24 protein-coding genes and 1 pseudogene are annotated in these 25758 nt (G+C 67.7%); 12 read left to right on the forward strand and 13 right to left on the reverse strand.

All coding sequences use genetic code 11. The annotated features are described in order from the left end of the window. Nucleotide 1 precedes the first annotated feature (1 nt). The 11 genes and pseudogenes from ACTZWU_RS10600 (at nucleotide 2) to ACTZWU_RS10650 (ending at nucleotide 14929) form a co-directional block, all read left to right on the forward strand. Nucleotides 2-1057 carry an ABC transporter ATP-binding protein gene (locus ACTZWU_RS10600; RefSeq protein WP_444737321.1) on the forward strand — a complete coding sequence of 352 codons (1056 nt, stop codon included), beginning with the start codon at nucleotides 2-4 and terminating at the stop codon, nucleotides 1055-1057. After that, on the forward strand, nucleotides 1054-1956 hold the full coding sequence (locus ACTZWU_RS10605; RefSeq protein WP_444737322.1) for a Gfo/Idh/MocA family protein: 903 nt from the start codon (nucleotides 1054-1056) through the stop codon (nucleotides 1954-1956). The genes ACTZWU_RS10600 and ACTZWU_RS10605 overlap by 4 nt, the downstream gene beginning before the upstream one ends. Nucleotide 1957: 1 nt before the next feature. After that, nucleotides 1958-3106: a galactonate dehydratase gene (gene dgoD / locus ACTZWU_RS10610; RefSeq protein ID WP_444737323.1), complete on the forward strand. Its 1149-nt coding sequence runs from the start codon at nucleotides 1958-1960 to the stop codon at nucleotides 3104-3106. Nucleotides 3107-3114: 8 nt separating this feature from the next. Then, complete coding sequence (locus ACTZWU_RS10615) at nucleotides 3115-5307, forward strand: glycoside hydrolase family 2 protein (protein WP_444737324.1); 2193 nt, start codon at nucleotides 3115-3117, stop codon at nucleotides 5305-5307. A gap of 63 nt (nucleotides 5308-5370) precedes the next feature. Then, entirely contained in the window at nucleotides 5371-7662 is a 2292-nt protein-coding gene (locus ACTZWU_RS10620; protein WP_444737325.1) for an FdhF/YdeP family oxidoreductase, read from the forward strand. 163 nt (nucleotides 7663-7825) lie between these two features. Continuing rightward, nucleotides 7826-9538, forward strand: a pseudogene (locus ACTZWU_RS10625) (DEAD/DEAH box helicase); the annotation flags it as partial. Nucleotides 9539-9786: 248 nt separating this feature from the next. Beyond that, a complete protein-coding gene (locus ACTZWU_RS10630; protein ID WP_444737326.1) occupies nucleotides 9787-10890 on the forward strand; it encodes an ABC transporter ATP-binding protein in 1104 nt (367 codons plus the stop codon). 85 nt (nucleotides 10891-10975) lie between these two features. After that, nucleotides 10976-12055, forward strand: a complete 1080-nt coding sequence (locus ACTZWU_RS10635) for an ABC transporter substrate-binding protein (RefSeq protein WP_444737327.1) — start codon at nucleotides 10976-10978, stop codon at nucleotides 12053-12055. A gap of 73 nt (nucleotides 12056-12128) precedes the next feature. Next, entirely contained in the window at nucleotides 12129-13418 is a 1290-nt protein-coding gene (locus ACTZWU_RS10640) for an ABC transporter permease (RefSeq protein WP_444737328.1), read from the forward strand. Nucleotides 13419-13421: 3 nt separating this feature from the next. Further along, nucleotides 13422-14372, forward strand: coding sequence for an ABC transporter permease (locus ACTZWU_RS10645; RefSeq protein ID WP_444737329.1), 951 nt, complete (start codon nucleotides 13422-13424; stop codon nucleotides 14370-14372). After that, nucleotides 14369-14929 carry a hemerythrin domain-containing protein gene (locus ACTZWU_RS10650; RefSeq protein WP_444737330.1) on the forward strand — a complete coding sequence of 187 codons (561 nt, stop codon included), beginning with the start codon at nucleotides 14369-14371 and terminating at the stop codon, nucleotides 14927-14929. Before ACTZWU_RS10645 ends, ACTZWU_RS10650 begins: the two co-directional genes overlap by 4 nt. A gap of 7 nt (nucleotides 14930-14936) precedes the next feature. Here the strand turns inward: ACTZWU_RS10650 and ACTZWU_RS10655 are convergent, their stop codons facing one another. The 12 genes from ACTZWU_RS10655 to ACTZWU_RS10710 form a co-directional block, all read right to left on the reverse strand. Next, a complete protein-coding gene (locus ACTZWU_RS10655) occupies nucleotides 14937-15881 on the reverse strand; it encodes an AEC family transporter (protein WP_444737331.1) in 945 nt (314 codons plus the stop codon). Next, entirely contained in the window at nucleotides 15878-16705 is an 828-nt protein-coding gene (locus ACTZWU_RS10660; protein ID WP_444737332.1) for an MBL fold metallo-hydrolase, read from the reverse strand. The genes ACTZWU_RS10655 and ACTZWU_RS10660 overlap by 4 nt, the downstream gene beginning before the upstream one ends. Further along, nucleotides 16702-17499, reverse strand: coding sequence for a TatD family hydrolase (locus ACTZWU_RS10665; protein WP_444737333.1), 798 nt, complete (start codon nucleotides 17497-17499; stop codon nucleotides 16702-16704). Before ACTZWU_RS10665 ends, ACTZWU_RS10660 begins: the two co-directional genes overlap by 4 nt. A gap of 14 nt (nucleotides 17500-17513) precedes the next feature. Then, nucleotides 17514-18617 (reverse strand): DNA polymerase III subunit delta', encoded by a 1104-nt coding sequence (locus ACTZWU_RS10670; RefSeq protein WP_444737334.1) that lies wholly within the window; start codon nucleotides 18615-18617, stop codon nucleotides 17514-17516. Continuing rightward, a complete protein-coding gene (tmk, locus tag ACTZWU_RS10675) occupies nucleotides 18614-19210 on the reverse strand; it encodes a dTMP kinase (RefSeq protein ID WP_444737335.1) in 597 nt (198 codons plus the stop codon). Before tmk ends, ACTZWU_RS10670 begins: the two co-directional genes overlap by 4 nt. Beyond that, nucleotides 19210-20352, reverse strand: coding sequence for a D-alanyl-D-alanine carboxypeptidase family protein (locus tag ACTZWU_RS10680; protein ID WP_444737336.1), 1143 nt, complete (start codon nucleotides 20350-20352; stop codon nucleotides 19210-19212). Before ACTZWU_RS10680 ends, tmk begins: the two co-directional genes overlap by 1 nt. 39 nt (nucleotides 20353-20391) lie before the next feature. After that, nucleotides 20392-21024, reverse strand: a complete 633-nt coding sequence (locus ACTZWU_RS10685) for a thymidine kinase (protein ID WP_444737337.1) — start codon at nucleotides 21022-21024, stop codon at nucleotides 20392-20394. 102 nt (nucleotides 21025-21126) lie between these two features. Next, nucleotides 21127-22527, reverse strand: coding sequence for a DEAD/DEAH box helicase (locus ACTZWU_RS10690; protein WP_444737338.1), 1401 nt, complete (start codon nucleotides 22525-22527; stop codon nucleotides 21127-21129). Between the two features lie 235 nt (nucleotides 22528-22762). Continuing rightward, the gene (dtd, locus tag ACTZWU_RS10695; RefSeq protein WP_444737339.1) at nucleotides 22763-23212 is read right to left on the reverse strand and encodes a D-aminoacyl-tRNA deacylase; all 450 of its coding nucleotides are present in this window, start codon (nucleotides 23210-23212) and stop codon (nucleotides 22763-22765) included. Continuing rightward, entirely contained in the window at nucleotides 23209-23643 is a 435-nt protein-coding gene (locus ACTZWU_RS10700) for a DUF6691 family protein (protein ID WP_444737368.1), read from the reverse strand. The genes dtd and ACTZWU_RS10700 overlap by 4 nt, the downstream gene beginning before the upstream one ends. Nucleotides 23644-23645: 2 nt before the next feature. Next, nucleotides 23646-24068 (reverse strand): YeeE/YedE family protein, encoded by a 423-nt coding sequence (locus ACTZWU_RS10705; protein ID WP_444737340.1) that lies wholly within the window; start codon nucleotides 24066-24068, stop codon nucleotides 23646-23648. Nucleotides 24069-24142: 74 nt separating this feature from the next. Beyond that, nucleotides 24143-24370 (reverse strand): hypothetical protein, encoded by a 228-nt coding sequence (locus tag ACTZWU_RS10710; RefSeq protein ID WP_444737341.1) that lies wholly within the window; start codon nucleotides 24368-24370, stop codon nucleotides 24143-24145. A gap of 105 nt (nucleotides 24371-24475) precedes the next feature. Between ACTZWU_RS10710 and ACTZWU_RS10715 the strand changes: the two genes are divergently transcribed. After that, nucleotides 24476-24727, forward strand: coding sequence for a DUF2312 domain-containing protein (locus ACTZWU_RS10715; RefSeq protein ID WP_022706819.1), 252 nt, complete (start codon nucleotides 24476-24478; stop codon nucleotides 24725-24727). 57 nt (nucleotides 24728-24784) lie between these two features. On the opposite strand, the gene ACTZWU_RS10720 is transcribed toward ACTZWU_RS10715, so the two are convergent. Beyond that, complete coding sequence (locus ACTZWU_RS10720; protein ID WP_444737342.1) at nucleotides 24785-25660, reverse strand: hypothetical protein; 876 nt, start codon at nucleotides 25658-25660, stop codon at nucleotides 24785-24787. Between the last annotated feature and the right edge of the window lie 98 nt (nucleotides 25661-25758).

The following is a 25758-nucleotide window of genomic DNA, read 5'->3' on the forward strand; positions in this document are numbered from 1 at the left end:
CATGTCCGGCGTCCAGTTGAACCGCGTCACCAAGGAATTCGGCCCCGTCCGGGTCATCCACGGCGTCGATCTTGCCATCGAACAGGGCGAATTCTGCGTGTTCGTCGGGCCTTCGGGCTGCGGCAAGTCCACACTTTTGCGGATGATCGCGGGGCTTGAGGAAACGACCGGCGGCCAGATCCTGATCGAGGATCAGGACGTCACCGATGCCGAACCCGCCGACCGGGGCGTGGCGATGGTGTTCCAGACCTATGCGCTTTATCCCCACATGACGGTCGCGCAGAACATGGGCTTCGGGCTGAAGATGAACGGCCACCCAAAGGCCGAGATCGCCGCCAAGGTGACCGAGGCCGCGCGTATCCTCAAGCTGGAGCCGCTGCTGGATCGCAAGCCCGCCGCCCTGTCGGGCGGTCAGCGTCAGCGCGTGGCCATCGGTCGCGCCATCGTGCGCGGCCCCAAAGTGTTCCTGTTCGACGAGCCTCTGTCGAACCTCGATGCCGAATTGCGCGTCGAGATGCGCGCCGAGATCGCGCGCCTGCACCGCGAGATCAAGGCCACGATGATCTATGTCACCCATGATCAGGTCGAGGCGATGACCATGGCCGACAAGATCGTCGTGCTGCGCGCCGGCCGGATCGAGCAGGTCGGCAGCCCGATGCAGCTTTACGACGACCCCGACAACCGCTTTGTCGCGGGCTTCATCGGCAGCCCGGCGATGAATTTCGTGGCCGGTCGCGTGCAGGGCGGGCAGGTCGTGACCCCGGCCTTCGCCGTTGCCCTGCCTGCGACAAGCCCGGCCCTGACCGATGGCCGCGCGGTCGAGATCGGCCTGCGCCCGGACGCGCTGAACCTGTCGGGCGACGGCCCCTTCCGGGTGGAATTGGCCGAGAATCTGGGCGGCACGACCTTCGCCCATCTGCGCGCGCCCTCGGGCGAAAAGCTGATCGTGCAAACCGGGCAGCGACTGGACCCCGCGGGCGGCGGCAGCGTCGGTCTGACCTTTGATCCGGCCAACGCCTTTTTCTTCGACGCCGAGACCGGGCAGCGCCTGAGATGAGCCTGAGGATCGGACTTGTGGGCCTTGGCACCATCGCGCGCGCCCAGCACCTGCCCGCCATCGCCGCGACGGACGGCCTGACCTTGACCGCCATCGCCAGCCGCAACGCCACGCATCCGGGCGTCGCCAACCACCGCGACGTGACGCAGATGCTGGGTGATGTGGACGCGGTGTCGCTGTGCACCCCGCCGCAGGGGCGGTTCGATCAGGCCATGGCGGTGCTGCGCGCAGGCCGCCACCTGATGCTGGAGAAACCCCCCGGCGCGACCCTGTCGGAAATGGCGGTCCTTGAGGCCGAGGCCGCGCGGCAGGGCGTCACGATCCACGCCACCTGGCACTCGCGCGAGGCGGCGGCGGTCGATACCGCCCGCGACTGGCTGGCCACGACCCGCATCCGTGCCGTCCGCATCGACTGGTGCGAAGATGTGCGCAAATGGCATCCGGGGCAGGAGTGGATCTGGCAGCCCGGCGGCCTTGGCGTTTTCGACCCCGGTATCAACGCGCTGTCGATCCTGACCGCGCTGATCCCCGGCGTGCGGCTGGTCGATGCCGACCTGCACATTCCCGCGAACCGCCAGACCCCCATCGCTGCCGATCTGGTGCTGGAGGCGGGCCACCCCATCGCCGCCCATTTCGACTGGCGCGTGACCGGGGACGAGGTCTGGCGGATCGCCTTCGACACCGATGCAGGCGCGGCCACGCTTTCCGAAGGCGGCGCGCGCTTCACCGCGCCGGGCATCCAGACCGTGGGAGAGAACCGCGAATATGCCCGCCTCTATGCCCGCTTCCGCGATCTGGTCGCGGCGGGTGACAGCGATTGCGATCTGGCGCCGCTGCGTCTGGTCGCCGATGCCTTCCTGACGGGCCGCCAGCACGCCGCCCCCGCTTTCGAGGACTGATATGAAAATCACCGCCATCGAGACCTTCATCGTTCCGCCCCGCTGGTGCTTCGTCAAGATCAGCACGGATGAGGGCATCAGCGGTTGGGGCGAACCCGTGCTGGAGGGCCGCGCCGCATCCGTCGCCACCTGCGTCGAGGAGCTGTCGGATTACCTGATCGGTCGCGACCCGCGCCTGATCCAGGACCACTGGACGGTGATGTATCGCGCGGGCTTCTATCGCGGCGGCGGCATCCACATGTCGGCCATCGCGGGAATCGATCAGGCGCTGTGGGACATCAAGGGCAAGGATCTGGGCGTGCCGGTCCATGCCCTGCTGGGCGGGCAGCAGCGCGACCGCATCCGCGTCTATAGCTGGATCGGCGGCGACCGTCCGGGCGATACGGCGCGGATGGCGCGCGATTGCGGCGACCGGGGCTTCACCGCCGTCAAGATGAACGGCACCGAGGAAATGCAGTTCGTTGACAGCCACGCCAAGGTCGATCAGGTCCTGGAGCGCGTCCAGGCCATCCGTGAGGAGATGGGCCCCGATTTCGGCATCGGCATCGATTTCCACGGCCGGGTGCATCGCCCGATGGCCAAGGTTCTGGCGCGTGAACTGGAGCCCTTCCGCCTGATGTTCATCGAGGAACCCGTCCTGTCGGAACATGCCGAGGCGCTGCGCGAGATCGCCAACCATTGTTCGACCCCGATCGCGCTCGGGGAACGTCTCTATTCCCGGTGGGATTTCAAAGGGGTCCTTCAGGGCGGCTATGTCGATATCATCCAGCCCGATCCCAGCCATGCGGGCGGCATCACCGAGACCTATCGCATCGCCGCCATGGCCGAGGCGCATGACGTGGCCCTGGCGCTGCACTGCCCGCTTGGGCCCATTGCGCTGGCCGCCAACCTGCAGCTGGACGCGGTCTGCTACAACGCCTTCATCCAGGAACAGTCGCTTGGCATCCATTACAACCAGGGCAGCGACCTGTTGGACTATCTGACCGACCCGTCGGTCTTTGCCTATGACGACGGCTTCGTCGCGATCCCGCAGGGACCGGGTCTGGGCATCGAGGTGAACGAGGACAAGGTCCGCCAGATGGCCGCCCAAGGGCACCGCTGGCGCAACCCCGTCTGGCGCCATGCCGACGGCAGCTTTGCGGAGTGGTGAACATGCGGATGACCCAGAAACTGAACCATGGCTGGATCTTTGCCGAAGGCGCCGCCGACCCTGCCACGCCGCTGTCTGGCGCGTCGGTCACGCTGCCGCATAACGCGGTCGATCTGCCGCTGACCTATTTCGACGAGACCTGCTATCAGCGGGCCTTCACCTATCAGCGCGTGATCGCGTGGGATGAGGCATGGGCGGGCCGCCGGGTGCAGCTGCGGTTCGACGGGGCCATGGCCGACAATGTGGTCTGGGTGAACGGTGTGCAGGTCGTGGCCCATCCCGACGGCTATACGCCCTTCGTCGCCGATCTGACCGACCATCTGCGCCCCGGCGACAATCGGGTGACGGTGCGGATCGACGGGTCGGAAAACCCCGCCATCCCGCCCTTCGGCGCGCAGATCGACTATCTGACCTATGCGGGCATCTATCGCGATGTCTGGCTGATGGTGCTGCCCGAACGGCACCTGACCAATGCGCGCATCCTGACGCCCGACGCGCTGTCGGAGACGAAAACGGTCGTGATCCGCCCCGCGGTCACCGCCCCCGGCCCGGTCCGCGCCCGCCTGCTGGACGGCGACCGCGAGATTGCCGCCACCGAAGGCGAGGGTGAGCTGACCCTGTCGGGCCTGACCGGCCTGTCGCTGTGGTCCACCGAAAACCCGCAGCTTTACACGGTCGAGCTGACCCTGCCCGACAGCGGCGACGTGACCACGCATCGCTTCGGCTTCCGCACCGCGGAATGGACGCCGCAGGGCTTTCTGCTGAACGGCCAGCCGATGAAGCTGCGCGGGCTGAACCGGCATCAGGCTTGGGCGCATCAGGGCTATGCGGCAGGCCGCCACGCGCAGGAGCGTGACGCCGAGATCCTGCGCCATGATCTGGGCTGCAACATCGTGCGGACCTCGCATTATCCCCAAAGCAAGTGGTTCCTGGACCGATGCGACGAGATCGGCCTCCTGGTCTTTGAGGAGATCCCCGGCTGGCAGCATATCGGGGACAGCGCGTGGCAGGACCGCAGCGTGGAGAACGTCCGCGCCATGATCACCCGCGACTGGAACCATCCCAGCATCGTGATCTGGGGCGTCAGGATCAACGAAAGCCAGGACAATCACGACTTCTATGTCCGCACCAACGCGCTGGCGCGGGAACTGGACCCGACGCGCGCGACTGGCGGCGTGCGCTACATCACCGACAGCGAGATGCTGGAGGATGTCTATACGATGAACGATTTCATCCTGGACGAATCCGAGCTGCCGCTGATCAACCGGCCCCGCACCGCCCTGCGCACGCCCGCCGAGGTGACGGGGATCAAGAAACCCGTCCCCTATCTGGTCACCGAATATAACGGCCATATGTTCCCGACCAAGGCGGGCGATCCCGAACTGCGCCAGATGGAGCATGTGATCCGCCACCTGGAGGTGCTGAACGCCGCCCATGGCGATGCGGGCATCGCGGGGTCGATCGGCTGGTGCATGTTCGATTACAACACGCACAAGGATTTCGGCGCGGGCGACCGCATCTGCCATCACGGCGTCATGGACATCTGGCGAGAGCCGAAATTCGCGGCCCATGCTTACGCCAGCCAGAAGCCGCCCTCGGAAGGCATCGTGATGGAGCCCGTGACCTTCTGGGCGCGGGGCGAACGCAACATCGGCGGCGTCCTGCCGCTGATCATCCTGACCAATTGCGACGGGGTCGAGTTCGAATGCGCGGGCGTCACCCGCCGCGTCGGCCCCGACCGCGAGCGGTTCCCGCATCTGCCGCATCCGCCGATCATCATCGACCACCGCCATATCGGCGCCGCGGAACTGGGCCTCTGGGGGATGAGCTGGCATCCGGGCCGCATCACTGGCTGGCTGGACGGCCAGCCGGTTGCGGTGCGCGATTATGTGGCCGATCCGCTGCCCACCACCTTGCAGATCGCGCCCGACCGCGAGGCGCTGCCGGCGGATGCCGATATCGACCTGCGCGTGATCATCCGCGCGCTGGATCAGGCGGGGAACCGGCTGCCCTTTCTGCCCGGCGTGGTGCAGGTCTCGGTCGAGGGGCCTGCACGGCTGATCGGCCCGGACCTGCGCCCGCTGCAGGGTGGCCGGGCCGGAATGATCCTGCGCCTGACCGGCGAGCCGGGCACGATCCGCGTCACCGCGCGACACCCGCAATTCCCCGATGCAGAGGTGGCGATCACCGTCACCGCCTGACGCGGCAGGAACAATGACGGCCCCTTGCGGTTGAGCCGGAAACCCGACCGCAAGAGGCCCCCAATGCCCCATGACAGGACCGACGACCGGACCGACGACAGATTGCCCGAACCCGCAGGCTATGACGGACCCGTCGGCGGCTGGGGCTCGATGCGGGGCATGGCGCAGGTCGGGCGCGCGGCCCATCCCGATCCGGGCGTCGCCATCACGCTGGCACGGCAGAACAAGCCGGGGGGATACATGTGTTCCTCTTGCGCCTGGGCCAAGCCGCCGAACCCCCATCCGGCCGAGTTCTGCGAGAACGGCGCCAAGGCCACGATCTGGGATCTGACCACCGAAACCTGCACCCCCGAGGTGATGGCGCGCCACAGCGTCACCGAGCTTGCGACCTGGTCTGACCACGATCTGGAAATGCTGGGCCGCCTGACCCACCCGATGCGCTATGACGCCGAAAGCGACCGCTATGTCGCGGCAAGCTGGGACGAGGCGATCACCGCCATTGCGGGCCATCTGCGCGCGGTCGATCCGAAGAAGACGTGCTTTTATGTCTCGGGCAAGGCGGCGCTGGAACCCTCGTTCCTGTTCGGCCTGTTCGCGCGGGCCTATGGCCATATGAACCTGCCCGACAGTTCGAACATGTGCCACGAGACGACCTCGGTCGGTCTGAAACAGGTGATCGGCTCGCCGGTGGGCACCTGCGTGCTTGAGGATTTCGAGCATTGCGACGCGATCTTCTATGTCGGGCAGAACCCCGGCACGAACAGCCCGCGCATCCTGCATCCGCTGCAAAAGGCCGTCGAACGCGGCTGCACCATCGTGGCCTTCAACCCTTTGCGCGAAAAGGGGCTCCTGGAATTCACCAACCCGCAGCGCCCGGTGCAGATGACCATCGGGCGGCGGACGCAGATTGCGGATCTCTATTTCCAGCCCCATCCCGGCGGCGACATCGCGGCCCTGACGGGCGTGGCCAAGCACGTTCTGGCGATGGAGCGTGACGAGGGCGGCATCCTCGACCACGACTTCCTGCGCGAACATTGTCACGGTCTTGAAGACTGGATGGCCTGGGTCGAGGCAACCCCCTGGGCCGATCTTGAGGAGGTCAGCGGCCTGTCGCGCGCCCAGATGGAGGAGGCGGGCCGCGTCTATGCCCGCGCCAAGGCCGTGATGGGGATCTATGGCATGGGCCTGACGCAGCATGTCCACGGATCGGATTCCATCGGCGCGCTGGTGAACCTGATGCTGCTGCGCGGCAATATCGGGCGCAAGGGGGCAGGGGTCTCGCCGGTGCGCGGCCATTCGAACGTGCAGGGCCAGCGCACTGTCGGCATCACGGAAAAGCCCGAACTGGCACCCCATGACCGGCTGCGTGCGCTGTTCGACATCGACCCACCCGAGGAAGTGGGCTGGAATACGCTGGCCTTCTGTCAGGCGGCGCTTGCAGGCGAGGTCGAGGCCTATATCGGCCTTGGCGGCAATCTGGCGCGCGCTGTGCCGGACCAACCCCGCGTGATGGCCGCATGGCGCGACATTCCGATGACGGTCCATGTGGCGACGCGGCTGAACCGCACGCACCTGGCACCGGGGCGGCAATCCTGGCTGCTGCCCTGTCTGGTGCGCGCCGAAACCGACCTGCAGGACAGCGGCAGCCAGCAGGTCTCGGTCGAGGATAGTTTCAGCCATATCTACGGCTCGATCGGCCGGCGCGACCCGGCCAGCCCGCATCTGTGGTCCGAGACCGCCATCGTCGCCACTCTGGCCGATGCGGTGCTGGACCCGAACCCGCGCCTGCCCTGGCGCGCATGGCGCGGCAATTACGCGCTGATCCGCAAGGCGATCGAGGCCGTCTGGCCCGACGAATTCGGCAATTACGAGGCGCGGATGAACCAGCCCGGCGGCTTCTATCGCGGCAATCCCGCCCGCGAACGCGACTGGCAGACCGAGACCGGCAAGGCGCAGTTCACCATCCCCGCGGGACTGGACGCGACCGGCCTTGCGCGCGGGGTTGATGCGCCCTTCCGGCTGATCACGCTGCGCTCGAATGACCAGTTCAACACCACGATCTACGGCATGTCGGACCGGCTGCGCGGGATCGAGGGGCGGATGGTCGTGATGATGGCGCCCGCAGACATGGTCGCGGCCGGGCTGAAGCCCGACGATCTGGTCGCGCTGGTCACCGACAGCGATGACGGGGTGGACCGCCGCGTCCAAGGGCTGCGGGTGGTGCCATATGACCTGCCGCGCGGGGCGGTGGCGGGTTATTACCCGGAACTGAACGTGCTGGCGCCGCTGGACCGGCATGATCTGGCCTCGGGGACGCCCGCCTACAAGGGCATCCCGGTCCGGATCGAGGCCTGACGCAGGGGCAGGCGCGCGCGGGGTGGACTTTCCCCGCCGACCTCTCTATTGGGTCTGACTTTGGCGCTGCAGCTTCGAGGCGCCCGGTGCAAGGTTGCCGGGCCGACCCTACGGAAAAGGGGTGCCGCTCATCGGGTAATGCACCCCCTTTCTGGCGAAGACCATGACAGATCACAACATCCCCGCACCGCTTCAGGCGGCGCTGGCGGGCAAGGGCTATGACAGCCTGACCGCCGTTCAAACCTCGGTTCTGGCCCCCGAGGTCGCAGGCCGCGACCTGCTGGTCTCGGCGCAGACCGGCTCGGGCAAGACGGTGGCCTTTGGCCTCGCCATCGGTGCGGACCTTTTGACCGGCGACCGCCTGCCCGAGGGCGAATTGCCGCTGGCGCTGGCCATCGCGCCGACCCGCGAACTGGCCTTGCAGGTCGCGCGCGAGCTGGAATGGCTCTATGCCTCGACCGGTGCGCAGATCGCCACCTGCGTCGGCGGCATGGATTACCGCAACGAACGCCGCGCGCTGGCGCGTGGCGCGCAGATCGTCGTCGGCACGCCGGGCCGCCTGCGCGACCATATCGAACGCGGCAGCCTTGACCTGACCGCGCTGCGCGCCGCCGTTCTGGACGAGGCCGACGAGATGCTGGATCTGGGCTTCCGCGAGGATCTGGAATTCATCCTGGCCGCCGCTCCGGCGGAACGTCGCACGCTGATGTTCTCGGCCACCGTGCCCCCCGCGATCGAGAAACTGGCCTGCGATTTCCAGCGCGACGCGCTGCGGATCGCCGCCATGGGCGAAGCGCGCCAGCACGGCGACATCGCCTATCGCGCCTATTCCGTCGCTGCGCGCGACCGCGAGCCCGCGATCTTCAACCTGTTGCGCCTGCATGACGCGCGCACGGCGATCATCTTCTGCAAGACCCGTGCGAATGTCAGCCACCTGCTGGCGCGCATGTCGAACCGCGGCTTCAAGGCCGTGGCGATGTCCGGCGAACTCAGCCAGACCGAACGCAACCACGCGCTGCAGGCCCTGCGCGACGGGCGCGCGCGGGTCTGCATCGCCACCGACGTGGCCGCGCGCGGGATCGACCTGCCGGGGCTGGAACTGGTGATCCATGCCGATCTGCCCACCAACCCGGAAACGCTGCTGCACCGTTCGGGCCGCACCGGCCGGGCCGGTGCCAAGGGCGTCTCGGCGCTGATCGTGCCGCCCGCCGAATACAAGCGCGCCCAACGCCTGCTGCAGAATGCCCGTATCACCGCCGAATGGGGCGGTGCGCCCTCGGCCGACGAGGTCCGGGCCGAGGATGACCGCCGCCTGATGGATCACGCCTCGCTGACCCAGACCGGCGACGAGGATAATGCGGCCCTGGCCTCGGCGCTGCTGGAGCGTTTTGGCCCCGCGCAGGTCGCGCAGGCTTTCGTCGCGCTGTGGCGCGAGGGGCGCCCGGCGCCCGAGGAATTGTCCGACGCCGCCGTTCCGGGTGCCCCGCGCAGCCAGGCGCCGCGCGATCTGGGCGGGTTCGAGGATGCCGTCTGGTTCAGCCTGTCGGTCGGCCATACCGGCCGCGCCGAGCCGCGCTGGCTGCTGCCCAAGATCTGTGACGCGGGCGGCATCGGCCGCGAGGCGATCGGCGCCATCCGCATCCGCCACGATGTCAGCTATGTGCAGATCGCGGCATCCGAGGCGCACCGCTTTGGCGCCGAATCGCAGATCACCGACGAACTGACCATGCGCCGGATGCAGGGCGCGCCGGATCTGGACGCGCCCTCGGGCGGCGCCCCGCGCGCGCCCCGTCCGCCGCGCAGCTTCGACAAGCCCGCCTTCAAGGGCAAGCCTCGCGCGGCCCGCAGCCATGACGAGCCGCGCGCCGATGCGAAGCCCCGTGGGCCTGCCAAGGCCGCCGCATGGGCCAAGCCCCGCGCGGCCAAGCCGCACCGCAAGGGGCCGCGCCGTCCGGATTGAGACAGGCTTTGCCCTCTAAATGCGCAGGAAATTCTGCCTCCGACCATCACGGGTCGGAGGCGTATTTATTTTCCAGATTGTCGCAAACATTCTTGCAACCCTGCGAAAGCCGCGTCTAACCTGACGTGGCGCTGAATAACCATATAAACGCAGGGAGAGCGCTTTTGCTGGACGACCGCCTTGGCGACGCATTCGTCGCCTTTGAGCATGTGCAAAAAAGCTATGACGGCCAGACACTTGTCGTCAAAGACCTGAACCTTTCCATCGGCAAGGGCGAATTTCTGACCATGCTGGGGCCCTCGGGCTCGGGCAAGACGACCTGCCTGATGATGCTTGCCGGTTTCGAGACCGCCACCCATGGCGAGATCCGGCTGGCCGGACGCCCGATCAACCAGGTGCCGCCCCACAAGCGCGGCATCGGCATGGTGTTCCAGAACTACGCGCTGTTTCCGCACATGACCGTGGGCGAGAACCTGTCCTTTCCGCTGGAAGTCCGCGGCATGGCCAAGTCCGAGCGCGAGACGCGGGTCAAGCGGGCGCTGGACATGGTGCAGATGGGTGCCTTCATCAATCGCCGCCCGGCGCAGCTTTCGGGCGGCCAGCAGCAGCGCATCGCACTGGCCCGCGCGCTGGTCTTTGATCCCGAGCTGGTGCTGATGGACGAACCGCTCGGCGCGCTGGACAAGCAGTTGCGCGAACATATGCAGTTCGAAATCAAGCACTTGCACGAAAGACTTGGAATCACCGTCGTCTATGTGACCCATGATCAGGGCGAGGCGCTGACCATGTCCGACCGGATCGCGGTCTTCAACGATGGCCGCATCCAGCAGCTTGCCCCGCCCGCCGCGCTTTACGAACGCCCCGAGAACAGCTTTGTCGCCAGCTTCATCGGCGAGAACAACGCCCTTCCCGGCGTGATCGAGGAACTGGACGGCGACAAGGCCCTGGTGCGGCTGGATGGCGGCGGCGTGATCGACGCCACGCCCGTGAACATCCGCGAGCGGGGCCAGCGCACGACGGTCTCGATCCGGCCCGAACGGGTCGAGTTCAAGCCCGAGATGATGCCCCCCGGCGCCCACACGATCGAGGCGAAGGTTCTTGAGGTCATCTATATGGGCGACATCCTTCGTGCCCGGCTGGCCGTCGCGGGCAGCGACAACTTCGTGATGAAGATGCGCAACACGATCGGCCAGACAAGGCTCGATCCCGGCCAGACCATCCGCATCGGCTGGCATCCCCAGGATGCCCGCGCGCTGGACCCGGTCTGACCGACCCTTTCCGGGGCGAGCTGGATGCGCCCCGGACAATGACAGGACGGGCAAAGCCCGCGGCATTTCAACTGGGAGTCAAAACGTGAAAACCACTCTGATCCTCTCCACCGCTCTGACCGGCATGGCCTTCGCCGCTTCCGCGCAGGAAGTGAACGTCGTCTCCTGGGGCGGCGCCTACGAGATGAGCCAGGTCGAGGCCTATAACAAGCCCTTCACCGCCGAGACCGGCATCCGCGTGAACATGATCGCCGCCGACAACCCGGCCACGCCGCTGAAAGCGCAGGTCGAGGCCGGCAACGTGACCGCCGATGTCTTCGACGTCGAGGTTTCCGATGCGATCCGGCTGTGCGACGAGGGCGCCCTGATCGAGATCGACCACGCCGCCCTGCCGCCCGCGCCGGACGGGACCCCCGCCGTCGATGACTTTGTCGAGGGGGCGCTGCTGGATTGCGCCGTCGCAAACATCGTCTGGGGCACGGTCATCTCGTTCGACACGACCAAGTTCGACGAGGGCGCCCAGCCGCAGTCGGCGGCCGATTTCTTCAACACCGCCGACTTCCCCGGCAAGCGCGGCCTGCCGCGCAACCCCAAGCGCACGCTCTATCTGGCGCTGATCGCCGATGGCGTCCCCGCGGCCGACATCTATGACGTGCTGGGCACCGACGAGGGCGTCGAGCGCGCATTCGCCAAGCTGGACACGATCAAGTCCGACGTCGTCTGGTGGGAGGCCGGCGCCCAGCCCGTGCAACTTCTGGCCGATGGCGAAGTCACCATGACCACCGTCTATAACGGCCGCATCTTCGACGCGATGGTGGCCGAGAACAAACCCTTCGAGGTGATCTGGGACGGGCAATACATGGACATGGACATGTTCGTGATCCCGAAGGACGCCCCGAACATGGATGCGGCGCTGCAATACCTGAAATTCGCCACCGACACGCAACGTCTGGCGGATCAGGCGAAATACATCGCCTATGGCCCGGCGCGCCGGTCCTCGGCCGAACTGGTCGGTCTTTATCAGGATGGCGTGACCGAGATGGCGCCGCACATGCCCACCAGCCCCGAGGCGCTTGAGAACGCCGTGATGGACAACCCGGAATTCTGGGCCGATCACGACACCGAACTGACCGAGCGTTTCAACGCCTGGCTGGCCTCGTCCTGATCAGCGACCGAAGCCGCGCCCTTGCCGGGCGCGGCTTTTCACCACGACCGGACCACGACAATCGGGAACAGCCATGGCGAATATCGCCCTAGATCCGCATGACGCCACCACCTCGGAGGGCGAGGCCCGGCTGACCACCGCCGATGGCAAGCCGCTGGCCCGCGCGCTGGCCCGCAGCCAGCGCCGCGCCCGCCGTCGGGCCTTTCTGCTGGTCCTGCCGCTGCTGGCCTTCATTCTCCTCACCTTCGTGATCCCGATCGGGCAGATGCTGCAACGGTCGTTCTACAATGACGGCTTTTCGCGCAACATGCCCGAGGTCTCGGCCTGGTTCGCCTCGACCGAGCGCGGAACCGATCCCGACGAGGCCGCATGGGCCGCCCTGGCCACCGACCTGAAAGCCGCCGCCGAGGCCCGCACGATCGGCATGATCGGCACGCGGATCAATTACGACCTGTCGGGGGCGCGGTCGCTGTTCACCTCGACCGGGCGTTCGCTGCGCGGCGGGCTGGAACCGCCCTATCGCGAGGCGCTGCTTGAGATCAACGAGGGCTGGGACAACCCGATGCTCTGGTCCGTGATGCGCGAGGCATCCCAGCCCTACACCGCGAATTTCTACCTTGCCGCCGTTGACCGCACCCGCGACGAGGATGGCCGCATCCAGCAGGTCGAGGAACGCCAGCAGGTCTATGTGATGCTGTTCACGCGCACCTTCTGGCTGTCGCTGGTGATCACCGGCCTGACATTCCTGCTGGGCTTTCCGATCGCGCATCTTCTGGCCACGCTGCCGATGCGGAAATCGAACCTGCTGATGATCCTTGTGCTGCTGCCTTTCTGGACCTCGCTTCTGGTGCGGACGACAAGCTGGATGGTGCTGCTGCAACAACAGGGGGTGGTGAACGACGTCCTGGTCTGGCTGGGCGTGATCGGCAATGACCAGCGGTTGCAGATGATCTACAACCAGACCGGCACGATCATCGCCATGACCCATATCCTGCTGCCCTTCATGGTGCTGCCGCTCTATTCGGTGATGCGGACGATCAACCCGTCCTATGTCCGGGCGGCGAAATCGCTTGGCGCGACCAGCTGGACGGCCTTCCGCCGGATCTATTTCCCGCAGACGCTGCCGGGGCTGGGGGCGGGGGCGCTTCTGGTCTTCATCCTGGCGGTGGGCTACTACATCACGCCCGCGCTGGTCGGCGGATCGTCGGGGCAGCTGATTTCCAACATGATCGCGATGCACATGACCTCGACGCTGAACTGGTCGATGGCGGCGGCGCTGGCCGCGCTGCTCTTGGCCTCGGTCCTGGTCCTCTACTGGCTCTATGACCGGCTGGTGGGCATCGACAACCTGAAACTGGGGTAAACCATGGCGCTTCCTTCCTACGCCTCGCCGCTGGAGCGGGCTTGGCATTACCTCTATCTGGTGATCTGCGGGCTGATCTTCTTCTTCCTGATCGCGCCGATCGTGGTGATCATCCCGTTGTCCTTCAACGCCGAGCCGTTCTTTACCTTCACCCCGGCCATGCGCTCGCTTGACCCCGAGGGGTTCAGCCTGCGCTGGTATCAGAGCCTTCTGACCTTCGGCATGGACAACCCCGAGTCCGAGGGCTGGGCCTTCTGGTCGGATGCCTGGAACAACGCGCACTGGATCAAGGCGGCGAAGAACTCGGTCATCATCGGCTTCTTTGCCACGCTGGTCGCCACCGTTCTGGGCACGCTGGCCGCCCTTGGCCTGTCTCGCCCCGAAATGCCCTATCGGCGGGCGATCATGGCGATCCTGATATCGCCCATGATCGTGCCGCTGATCATCACCGCGACGGGGATGTTCTTCTTCTACTCGAACCCCTGCGAGCTGTTGACCCTGATCGGGCTTGAGCCGCAATGCGGGCGGCTGGCGGGCACCTATCTGGGCGTCATCCTGGCCCATGCGACGCTTGGCATCCCGTTCGTCATCATCACGGTGACGGCGACGCTGGTCGGGTTCGACCAGTCGCTGAACCGGGCGGCGGCCTCGCTTGGGGCCAGCCCGCGGGTGACGTTCTTCCGGGTGACGATGCCGCTGATCCTGCCGGGCGTGATCGCGGGGGCGCTGTTCGCCTTTGTCACCTCGTTTGACGAGGTCGTGGCGGTCTTGTTCATCGCCGCACCCGAGCAGCAGACGATCCCGCGCCAGATGTGGAACGGCATACGCGAGCAGATCAGCCCGGCCATCCTTGCCGTGGCCACGCTGCTGGTGATCTTCTCGATCGCGCTGCTGACCACGGTGGAATTGCTGCGCCGCCGATCGGAACGCATCCGGGGCCTGTCCCCGCAATGACGCCCGAGGATCTGGATGACGCAGAGGCGCGCCCCGCGCCGCCGCGTTATCCATCCATAACAAGGGCCGAGCGCGCGCATGGCCGCCGGCTGGCCGCTATCCACGACATGTATCGGGCCGAACTGGACGGCGTGGCGGGCCTCCTGGCCGCGATCCGGGCCGAGATGGCCGCGCCGGGCGCGCTGGTTCAGGCCGTGTGCGGAATGCAGATGACGCGCAATTTCCGCCTGTTCGGCACGGCCTGTGGGCGCGACTGCGCGCTGTTGCAGAACCACCACGATATCGAGGAAAGCTGGATGTTCCCCGCGCTGGCCGAACGCGGCGGCGCGCCTCTGGCGCCGGTCATCGCGCGACTGCGCGCCGAGCATGAGGTGATCCACCGCCTGATCGAGGACCTGCACGATGCCGCGCGCGCCCTGCGCGATGCGCCCTCGGCCGATGCGTTCGAGGATTGCGCGCAGCGTTTTGCGGTGCTGGACCGCGCGATCCGGTCGCATTTCGGCTATGAGGAGACCGCGCTCGAGGAACCTCTGGGCGCGCTTGGCGTGCCGATCTGAGCCCCGTTCAGGGCAGGATCATCAGCCAGACCCAGACGGTCAGGATCGACAGGGCCGTCGCCATCAGCACGCTGGACGCGGCGACCCGGCGGGCCGAGCCGTAGATATTGGCGAAAAGGTAGGCATTGACCCCCGGCGCCATCGAGGCGGTCAGCACCGCCGAACGCAGCCCCGCCATATCCAGCCCCGCCAGCCGCGCCGCGCCATAGGTGATCGCCGGATGCAGGACCAGCGCGATGGCGCAGCACATGGCGATGGTCGCCATGTCGCCTTCGGGCCGGTATCGGTAGAGGATGCCGCCCAGCCCGAACAGGGCGGCGGGCAGGGCCGCGCGGGCCAGCATGTCCACCGCATCCCAGAAGCCCTGCGGCATGACCAGCCCCGCCTGCATCAGCAGGTTCATGCTGAACCCGGCCAGAATCCCGATCACCAGCGATGTCCGCAGCACCCCCGCCAGCGCCTTCAGCGCCACGCGCCCGACCGACAGGCCCGATCCGCGCGCGCGGGTGAACTCCATCACCGTGATGCCGAAGGTGTAAAGCAGCGGTGAATGCAGCGCGATGATCGCCCAGTTCCCGGCCAGCGCCTCGGGGCCATAGGCGCGTTCGGTGATCGGCACGCCCAGAAGCAGCGTGTTCGAGAACAGGCAGACAAAGCCGATCGCCACGCAATCCATCGGCGGGCGCGAGAACAGATACCGCGCCCCCGCCCAGCCCGCCGCAAAGCTGGCGAAGGCCCCCAGATAGAAGGGGATCAGCAGGGCGGGGCGGAATTCGAACCCCAGATCCAGCCGCGCGATGGACGCGAACAGCAGCGCCGGCACCGCGAAATTCTGCGCGAAGGCCATGACGCCATCGACCGTCGAGGCCCCGAACCAGCCCCGCCAGGCGGCCAGATAGCCGAAGCCCACGACCAGAAAGACCGGCAGGATGATCGTGAAGAGCGCGCTCACAGCGCGGCGGGCAGATCGGGCAGGGCGGCTGTCGCCTCAAGCTGCATCATGTCATGGGCCGGGACCACGTGATCGGGCGTCTCGCGCGCGACGGTCGCGTAATCCATGTCGAGATGCATGTTCGTCAGCACCGCGCGCGGGCTGCCCGCGCGGGTGATCCAGTCCAGCGCCAGCGCCAGATGGGCGTGGCTGGGATGGGGTTCGGGGCGCAGCGCGTCGATGACGAAGGTCTCGGCCCCCTCGATCAGGGGCCAGGCCGCGTCGGGAATGGCCGAGACATCGGGCAGATAGACCAGCCCGCCGATGCGGAAGCCAAGCGCCGTCGTGCGGCCATGCTGGACGCGGAAGGGGATCAGCCCCACGGGTCCGCCGGGGCCGTCGATGGTCACGCGACCCTCGATCGGGTTCAGCGTGCAGATGGGGGGGTATTCGCTGCCCTCGGGGGTTTCGAACACATAGCCAAAGCGGGTCAGCAGCGCCTCGGCGGTCTGGTGATCGGCCCAGGCGGGCAGGATGCGGCGGGCGTTGTAGACCAGCTGGCGCAGGTCGTCGATGCCGTGGATATGGTCGGCATGGGCATGGGTATAGACCACCGCATCCAGCATCTCGACCCCGGCATCCAGAAGCTGCGGCACCAGATCGGGGCCGCTGTCGATCAGCACCCGGGTCGTGCCCTGCGCGCCGTCGCGTTCGACCAGGATCGAGCAGCGGCGCCGCCGGTTGCGCGGCTCGGCCGGGTCGCAGACGCCCCAACGGTTGCCAAGGCGCGGCACGCCGCCCGACGATCCGCAGCCCAGGATCGTGACGCGCAGATCGCCGGTCATGCGGCGGCCTTGGTGAACAGGCGGTCGAAATTCGCGCTGCTGGCGGCGGCGAAATCGGCAAGGTCCAGCCCGAACAACTCGGCCCCCACGCGCGCGGTATGGGCGACATAGGCGGGTTCGTTGCGCCGCCCGCGATGGGGCGGAGGCGCCAGATAGGGGCTGTCGGTCTCGATCAGGATGCGGTCGAGGGGGGCTGCGGCGAAGATCTCGCGCAGGTCAGAGGACCGGGGAAAGGCCGCGATCCCCGACATTGACAGATAAAAGCCCAGATCCAGCGCCGCGCGCGCCAGGGCGGCGGATGAGCTGAAGCAATGCATCACGCAGCCATAGGCGCCCGCGCGGTGTTCCTCGGTCAGGATGCGGGCCATGTCGTCATCGGCATCGCGGGCATGGATGATCAGCGGCAGGCCGGTGCGGCGCGCGGCCTCGATATGGGTGCGCAGGCTTTCCTGCTGAAGCGCCGCGCTTTCGGCGGTGTAGTGGTAGTCGAGCCCGGTTTCCCCGATGCCCACGAATTTCGGATGCGCGGCCAGCGCCACAAGCTGATCGACCGAGGCCATGGGCTCGTCAGCCACGCTCATCGGGTGGGTGCCTGCGGCGTAAAAGACGCCCTCATGCGTCTCGGCCAGGGCGCGGATCGCGGGTTCGTTGCGCAGGCGGGTGCAGATCGTGACCATGCGCGTGACGCCCGCCGCGCGGGCGCGTTCGATCAGCGCCGCGTGTTCGCCATCGAAATCCGGGAAATCCAGATGGCAATGGCTGTCCACGAGGGCAGGGGGCGCTGCGTCACGCATCCGGTTTCCTTCGGTCAGGCTGTCGCGGCGCGCGCGGGGGGCGATTGCGCCAGTTCCAGCACCATATCCATCACCAGCGCGGCAGGGTCAATATTGACCGCCCGCCCGGCGCGGGCGCGTGCCGACAGACGCGCCTGCGCCTCGGCCCAATGGCGGGCCGACAGATCGTCGGGCGACAGCCGCGCCATCAGCGCGGCCTCGCCCCGCGCGGCCTGATCCAGCGGCGCGCCCATCAGCCCGGCCCGCGCCAGCCGCGCCAGAAAGCGGTCCAGCAGCGTGATCGCCAGATCGAACGGATCGCCATCCGCGCCCGCCCGGCCCGCCGCCGCATTGGCCCATTCCGCCGCCGCCAGCCGATCCAGCCGGGGCAGGGTCGCGAACAGATCGACCAGCGCCTGATAGCGGTCCAGCCCATCCTGCCCGGCCAGTCGCAAGGCCTCGCCGACCGAGCCGTCGGACAGCGCGGCCAGCGGTTCGGCATCCTCGTGCAGCCCCAGATCCGACAGGATTTCGCCCATCTGTCGAGGCGCCAGAGGCGACAGGCGCAGCGTCCGGCAACGCGAGCGGATCGTCGGCAAGAGACCCGCAGGCTGATGCGCCACCAGAAGGATCAGCGTCTGCGCGGGCGGTTCCTCCAGCACTTTCAGCAGGGCATTGGCGGCGGCGATGTTCATGTCGTCGGCGGCGTCGATGATCGCCACGCGATAGCCGCCCTCGGCCGCGCTCATGTGAAAGAAGGACAGAAGGCGGCGGATCTCGTCCACGGTGATCTGCGCCGAAAGGCGCCCGGCCTTGTCGTCCCAGGGGCGCCGGATCAGCGCCAGTCGGGGTTCGGACATGGCCATGATGCGGCGTGTCTCGGGGGTGTCGGGGTCCGCGCTCAGATCGTCCGACGCCATTCCCGACAGGACCCATTTGGCGATGGACCAGGCCAACGTCGCCTTTCCGACCCCGCGCGGACCGGTCAGCAGCCAGGCATGGTGCAGCCGCCCGCCCCGCGCCGCCGAGACGAAATCGCTCAAGGCCGCGTCATGGCCCAGCACGCGGCGCGCCTCGCGCGGATGGGGGGCGCCGGGCACGCGATCGGCTTCGGGGATATCCTCGGGCGCGGTCTTCACAGCGCGGCCCGGACGCGGGCGGCGACATCGCCCGGTGTGCCGCTGCCGTCGATCAGGCGAACGCGGCCGGGATATTCGGCGGCCAGCGCGCGGAAGCCCTGCGCCAGGCGTTCCTGAAAGGCGAGGCCGAGGCTTTCGAACCGGTCCTCGGTGCCGCCGCGCGCATTGCCGCGCGCAAGGCCGGTGGCCGGGTCGATGTCGATGACAAAGCTGCGGTCGGGTTCAAGCCCGATCATCAGCGCGTGCAGCCGGTCCACCATCGCGCGCAGATCGCCGCGCGCGGCGCCCTGATAGACGCGGGTGCTGTCGGCGAAGCGGTCGGTGATGACGGTCGCGCCCCTGTCCAGCGCGGGGCGGATCGTGCGTTCAAGGTGATCGCGGCGGGCGGCGGTGAAAAGCAGGCATTCCGTTTCCGGCGACCAGCGTTCGCCCGCACCCTCGACCAGAAGGCGGCGGATCTCTTCGGCGCCGGGGCTGCCGCCGGGCTCGCGCGTCAGCACGACCTCGCGGCCCTCGGCGCGCAGGGCCTCGGCCAGCAGGCGGGCCTGCGTGGACTTGCCGCAGCCGTCAATGCCCTCGAAGCTGACCAGCATCAGATGCCGGTGGCGGCGATGGCGCGCTGCCCCAACTGCATCACGGCGCCCTTGATGCGGCCCATGAAGCCCGCCTCGGGGATGTCGGCGGTGGCGATCAGGGGCGTCACGGCCTCGCGCGCGCCGGGGATGGTGACGACCAGACGGCCCACGGGGTCGCCCTTGGCGATGGGCGCGGGGATGGGGCTGTCATAGACGATCTCGACCTTGACCTGATCCTGCGCGCCGGCGGGGATCAGCACGTTGACGCCGTTCTCGGTCGTCAGGCCGACGCGGCTGGCGGTGCCCAGCCAGACGGGTGCCTCGGTCACGGTCTCGCCTGCGGGGACCAGCGTCTGCATGGTGAACTGACGGAAGGCCCAGTTCACGATCCGCTCGGATTCCTCGGCGCGGGCGCGGTCGGTTTGCAGGCCCGAGACGACGAAGATGATCCGGCGCCCGTCCTGCGCGGCCGAGCCCACCAGACCGTAACCGGCCTCTTGCGTGTGGCCGGTCTTGAGGCCGTCGCCGATGCCCTGACGCAGGATCGGGTTGCGGTTGTAGCGGTTGGCGGGCGCGCGATCGTCAAAGCGGAATTCGGTCAGGGAGAAATCGCTGTAATATTGCGGGAACTTCTCGATGATCCGCAGCGCGACAAGGCCCATATCCTCGGCCGACATGACGTGGCCCTCGGCGGGCCAGCCGGTCGAGTTCTTGAAGACCGAATGCGTCAGCCCGATCTGGCGGCCGCGTTCGGTCATCTGGCGGGCAAAGGCTTCCTCGGTCCCGGCAAGGCCCTCGGCCACAACGACGCAGGCATCATTGCCCGACAGCACGATGATGCCCTTGATCAGTTCCTCGACCGTCGGGCGGTCCAGTTCATTGAGGAACATGGTCGAGCCGCCCATCTGCCGCGCGCGAGTGGACACCGGCAGGCGCGTATCCATCTGCACGCGGCCATCCTCCAGCGCCTCATACAGCATGTAGAGCGTCATCAGCTTGGACATCGAGGCGGGCGGGATCGCCACGTCGGCATTCTTCTCCATCAGCACGGTGCCGCTGGTCACATCATAGACCCAGGCCGAGGTCGCGGTCGTGTCGAAGGCGCGCGCAGGCGCGGCAAGCGACAGGGCGGCAGCGAACCACAGAAGGAATGCGCGCATGGGGTAGGTTCCTCTGACTTCTTTGCCGCGATGGTTACATCATGCCCCGGCATCCCGCAACGCGGCCAGACCCTGCGGGGCGCTATTGTGATCGGGCTGGTGCTGGCCCACCGCCTCGCGCCAGTGGCGGCGGCAGAGCGAGACATAGGTCTCGTTCCCGCCGACCTGCACCTGCGCGCCCTCGGTGATGACCCGGCCCGCCGCGTCCTGCCGCACGACCATCGTCGCCTTGCGCCCGCAATAACAGATCGTGCGGACCTCGCGCATGTCATCGGCCAGGGCCAGCAGTGCGGCCGAGCCGGGGAACAGCTCGCCCCGGAAATCGACGCGCAGCCCGTAGCACATCACCGGCTGGCCCAGATCATCGGCCACGCGCGCAAGTTGCCAGACCTGTTCGTGGGTCAGGAATTGCGCCTCATCGACGAAGATGCAGGCGCAGCCCGTGCCGGTGCGCGCGATCAGGTCGAAAAGGTCAGTCTGCTGGGAAAAGACCACCGACTCTGCCGCGATGCCGATGCGGCTGGCGATGCGCCCCGCGCCCGCCCGGTCGTCGAAGGCCGCCGACAACAGCAGGACCGCCATTCCGCGTTCGCGGTAATTATGCGCGGCCTGCAACAGCATCGTGCTCTTGCCCGCGTTCATCGTGGAATAGTGGAAATAGAGCTTGGCCATGACGCCAGATAGCCGCGCCCCGTCGCCGCCTCAAGGCCCCGCGCGGCAGAAGAAAAGCCGCAGGGCGGGCCTGCGGCTTTTCCGGTGTCGTTGGCGTGGGGATCAGCCCCGACGCTTGGCGCCGCCCGCGGGCTTGCGCGAGGGTTTCGCGCCGCCGCCCATGGGCGCACGGCCCCGCGATTGCGGGCGCGGACCCTTGGCGGCGGGGGCCGCCGCATAGGCCCAGGGCTCGCCGCCGATGACCGGGATGGCAGCCTTCATCGCCTTTTCGATGGCGCGCAATTCGCCCATCTCGGCGGGCGCGCAGAAGGCGACGGCGCGGCCGTCACGACCCGCCCGCGCGGTGCGGCCGATGCGGTGGACATAGTTCTCGGGGACGTTGGGCAGGTCGTAGTTATAGACATGCGCCACCTCGGGAATGTCCAGACCCCGCGCCGCCACGTCGGTGGCGACCAGAACCTGCGTCTCGCCCTTGCGGAAGGCCTCCAGCGCGCGCTCGCGCTGGCCCTGGCTTTTGTTGCCGTGGATCGCGGCGACGGGGAAGCCCCATTTCTCCAGCAGCTTGGCCAGCTTTTCGCAGCCATGCTTGGTGCGGCCGAAGACCATCGCCAATTCGCCCGTATGCTTGGACAGGTATTCCGCCAGCAGCGTCGCCTTGTCGCCCTGACCGGTGAAGTGGACGCCCTGCTCGATCTTGCGGGCGGCCTGACCCGGAGGGTTCACGGCGACGCGGACGGGATCGGTCAGATAGGTGTCGGCCAGTTCCTCCATCAGCTTGGGCATGGTGGCCGAGAACAGCAGCGTCTGGCGTTCGCGCGGCAGCATCTTGGCGATCTTGCGCAACGTGTGGATGAAGCCGATGTCCAGCATCTGGTCGGCCTCGTCCAGCACCAGATAGGTGGTTGCCGACAGATCGACCGCGCGGCGTTCGATCAGGTCCATCAGGCGGCCCGGCGTGGCGATCAGCACATCCACGCCGCGCGACATCCGCTCGGTCTGGACGTTGATCGAGGCGCCGCCGACCACGCGGAAGCTGCGGATCGGGGTGCCTTCGGCATAGGCGTCGATATTGGTGGCGATCTGGGTGGCCAGTTCGCGGGTGGGGGCAAGGATCAGCGCCCGGCAGGTGCGCGGGTCCGGTTTCTTGCCGTATTTGATCAGCCGCGTCAGCATCGGCAGGCCGAAGGCCGCCGTCTTGCCGGTGCCGGTCTGCGCCAGGCCCAGCACGTCGCGGCCCGCGACGACCGCGGGGATGCCCTCGCGCTGGATCGGGGTCGGCTGGGTCAGGCCCATTGCGGCGATATTGGCGTTGATGCGGTGGTCGATGCCCATATCGGCAAAGGGACCGGTGGGCAGCGGGTCACGGGCGGGGGCGCGGCGCCCCTCGTTCGCGGCCAGTGCGGGCGATTGCACATTCGGCACGGCGCGGCGGCCGCCATGGGCGGTGGGGGCGGCATTGGGGCCGCGCGGATGGCGGCGGCGGGTATTGGTCTTCTGTTCCATGATCGTCTTTCATCCCCGCCGCCCCCCGTATCGGGCGCACGAGGCAGGGGCCGCGCATCAGGTGCGGCCTATTGCAGGGGTGCGGGCGAAATACGAGTATGCCCGCTGCCTCCCCGCGTGAATGGGAAACGGATGGGTGTCGCGCCCGGGACAGGTAGGCCGAAGGGGCCGGCTGTGGCTGCTCACGCGGCAGCAGGGGGCGACAGGTTGCAGATGGTGCAGAACGGCGCGAAAGTCAAGCGCGCTCGGCGCTGTCCAGCCAGATCGTCACCGGCCCGTCATTGATCAGCGACACCTGCATCTCGGCGCCGAAGATGCCGGTCTCGACCGGCAGGCCCAGCTGGCGCAGGGCGGTGACGAAATGCTCATAGAGGCGGCGGCCATCCTCGGGGGCGGCGGCCGAGGAAAAGCCGGGCCGGTTGCCGCTGCGCGTATCGGCGGCCAGCGTGAACTGGCTGACCGCCAGTACGCCGCCGCCGATATCGGTGATCGCGCGGTTCATCCGCCCGGCCTCGTCGCGGAAGATCCGCAGTTTCGCCATGCGGGCGGCCATGCGTTCGGCCACGGCCTCGTCATCGCCCTGCATCGCGCAGACCAGCGCCAGAAGGCCGGGGCCGGTCCGGCCGACCAACTGCCCCTCGACCGAGACCGAGGCCTCGGTCACGCGCTGCAGCAGCAGCCTCATGCCAGCGCCGCGCGCGGCTGGCGGTTGTTCCACAGGCCGAACAAAGCCATCCCCGCGACCATCGCCGCCATGAAGGTCAGCGCGGGCGTCCCTCCGGTCGCCAGCGAGGCGATGGCCGGGCCGGGGCAGAGACCCGCCAGACCCCAGCCAAGCCCGAACAGGGCCGCGCCCGCGATCAGGCGGCCGTCCAGCTTTTGCGGCGGCAGGGCGGGCATCGGCGCGCCGGTCAGCGCGGCGGGCTTGCGCGCGGCAAGGCGCCAGACGAAGAACATCGGCACCACCGCGCCGCCCAGAACGAAGGCCAGCGTCGGGTCCCATGCGCCGAAGATGTCCAGCCATCCCCGGACTTTGGCCGGGTCCGTCATCCCCGAGACCAGCAGCCCGGCCCCGAACAATCCGCCCGAAAGCGCGGCGATCAGCAATCGTGTCATGGTCATGCCCACCCGATCATGCGTGCGATGATGACGGCCAGAACGCCCGTCGCCAGATAGACCGCCGTGGCCGCGATGCCGCGCCAGGACAGGCGCGAAATGCCGCAGACCCCGTGCCCCGAGGTGCAGCCATTGCCCAGTCGCGTGCCGAAGCCGACCAGCAGGCCCGCAAGGATCAGCACCCCCGTTCCCGCCACCGGTTCCGAGGCCGCGCCCAGACCCGCCGCGACCATCAGCGCCGGCACCAGCACCAGCGCCGCCAGAAAGACCACGCGTTCGGCCCGGTTCGCGCGGCCCGTGCCGTCGATCAGCCCGCCCAGAAGCCCGCTGGCCCCCATGATCCGGCCATTGCCCAGAAGATACAGCGCCGCAGCGCCTCCGATCATCAATCCGCCGATCAGGCCCATGATCCAGTCGGGTTCCATCCGCACGCTCCTCAGTAAAGGTTCGGTGAAGATGTATTCCGAAACGAGAATATGTCAAGACCGCGAAGTCCGCGTCAGGGCTTGAGCATGATCGCGATGACAACGACCATCAGCCCGATGCAGGATGCCGCCAGCGCCCCCATGTTGACCGCCAGCACGGTCTTCATGCGGGCGCGCAGCGCCTCGTCATCGGCCCCGGCGCGGCGGGCGCGGGTGACGGTCAGGATACACCAGACGATCCCGACAAGCCCCAGCAGGGTCAGGGCGGCACCCGCCCAGATGATCCAGTCGTAAAGGCCCATGACAGCATTCCCCGGCAGTTTTCCGATGCCTGCCCTAGCGGCGATTGCACCGCGCGGCAAGACGGCCTAACAGGTCGGGCAAAACGCGAGAAGGGAAAGACCGCCATGCAGGACGATCAGGCTTACGGCGTCGCCGCCGACGAATTGCGCCAGTTCATCGAACAATTCGAGCAGCTCGAAGCCGAGAAGAAGGACATCAGCGAGCGTCAGAAAGAGGTCATGGCCGAGGCCAAGGCCCGCGGCTACGACACCAAGGTGATGAAGAAGATCGTCGCCCTGCGCAAACGCCACCGCGACGACATCGCCGAGGAAGAGGCGATCCTGGAAATGTACAAGAGCGCGCTCGGGATGGCGTGACGCGCAAGGGCGCGCCCGGCGGCGCGCCCCTAGTCCGACGGGCGTCCGCCCGGGCCGTCAGGGCAGCACGAATTCCACGCCGGGTTGCGCGGCGATCATGGCGGCGTCGGCACGGTAGAGGTCGGTGACCTCGTCCACGACCTCTTGCGTCCAGCCGGGCAGGTCGATCGCCTGATCCAGCATGCCGGGCAGGGCGTATTTCTCAAGCACGCGGGCATAGATGTCGCGGCGGCGCGTGATGTCCAGGTTCTCTTGCCCGGCCACGGCGTCGCGCAGGCGCGCGATCCCCGCATCGCCCAGCAGGTCGTACATGTAGACCAGCGCCCCCGATAGCGGCACGTCCTGCGGGATATGGCCCAGAAGGCGCACCAGCTCGGGCCAGATCAGCGGCACGTCCTCGTGGCACCAGATCACCACGCGGCAGCCCGAGGCCGCCCGCAGCAGCGACAGAAGCGGATCGCGCCAGCGCAGTTCCTCGGGGCGACAGCCCTGTACCAGCTCGTGGTAGCCGCCGCCTGCGAAATGCGGCAGCACTTCGGTCAGCAGCGTGGCGGGGTTGCGGATCGCCACGAAGAATTCGCATTCCGCCGAGGGGAACAGCTTGCGCAGTGCCGAGATCCGCGCCCCCATCTGCGGATAAAGCCCGCCCTGTCCGCAGACCCGCCCCGGCGCCCCCATGAAGGTGGCGCTGGACATCACCAGTCGCGACGGATTGTCGCTTTCGACCAGCGCGTCCAGCATGATCTGTTCCATCTCGGGCGTGGCGGTGCCGCCGTGCAGCGCCTCGAGCGCCTCGTCCAGAACGGCGCGGTGGCGGTTCGGCGTGATCACTTCGGTCCCCTCGCGCAGCAACCAGTTGCGGTTGTTCAGCAAGGTCTTCAGCATCCGGTCACCGTCGGTGCAATGCACCCCGATGTGATAGGCGATCTGCATGATGCCGTCCTGTCCCGTCTTGTCGTTGGCCCGCTGCCCGACCGGGCGCGGCGCCGTGCAATCTAGCCGTCCTTCGTGGACAGTCAAACGGCTTTGCG

It is taken from the genome of Paracoccus sp. NSM (assembly GCF_052379855.1).
Classification (GTDB): domain Bacteria; phylum Pseudomonadota; class Alphaproteobacteria; order Rhodobacterales; family Rhodobacteraceae; genus Paracoccus.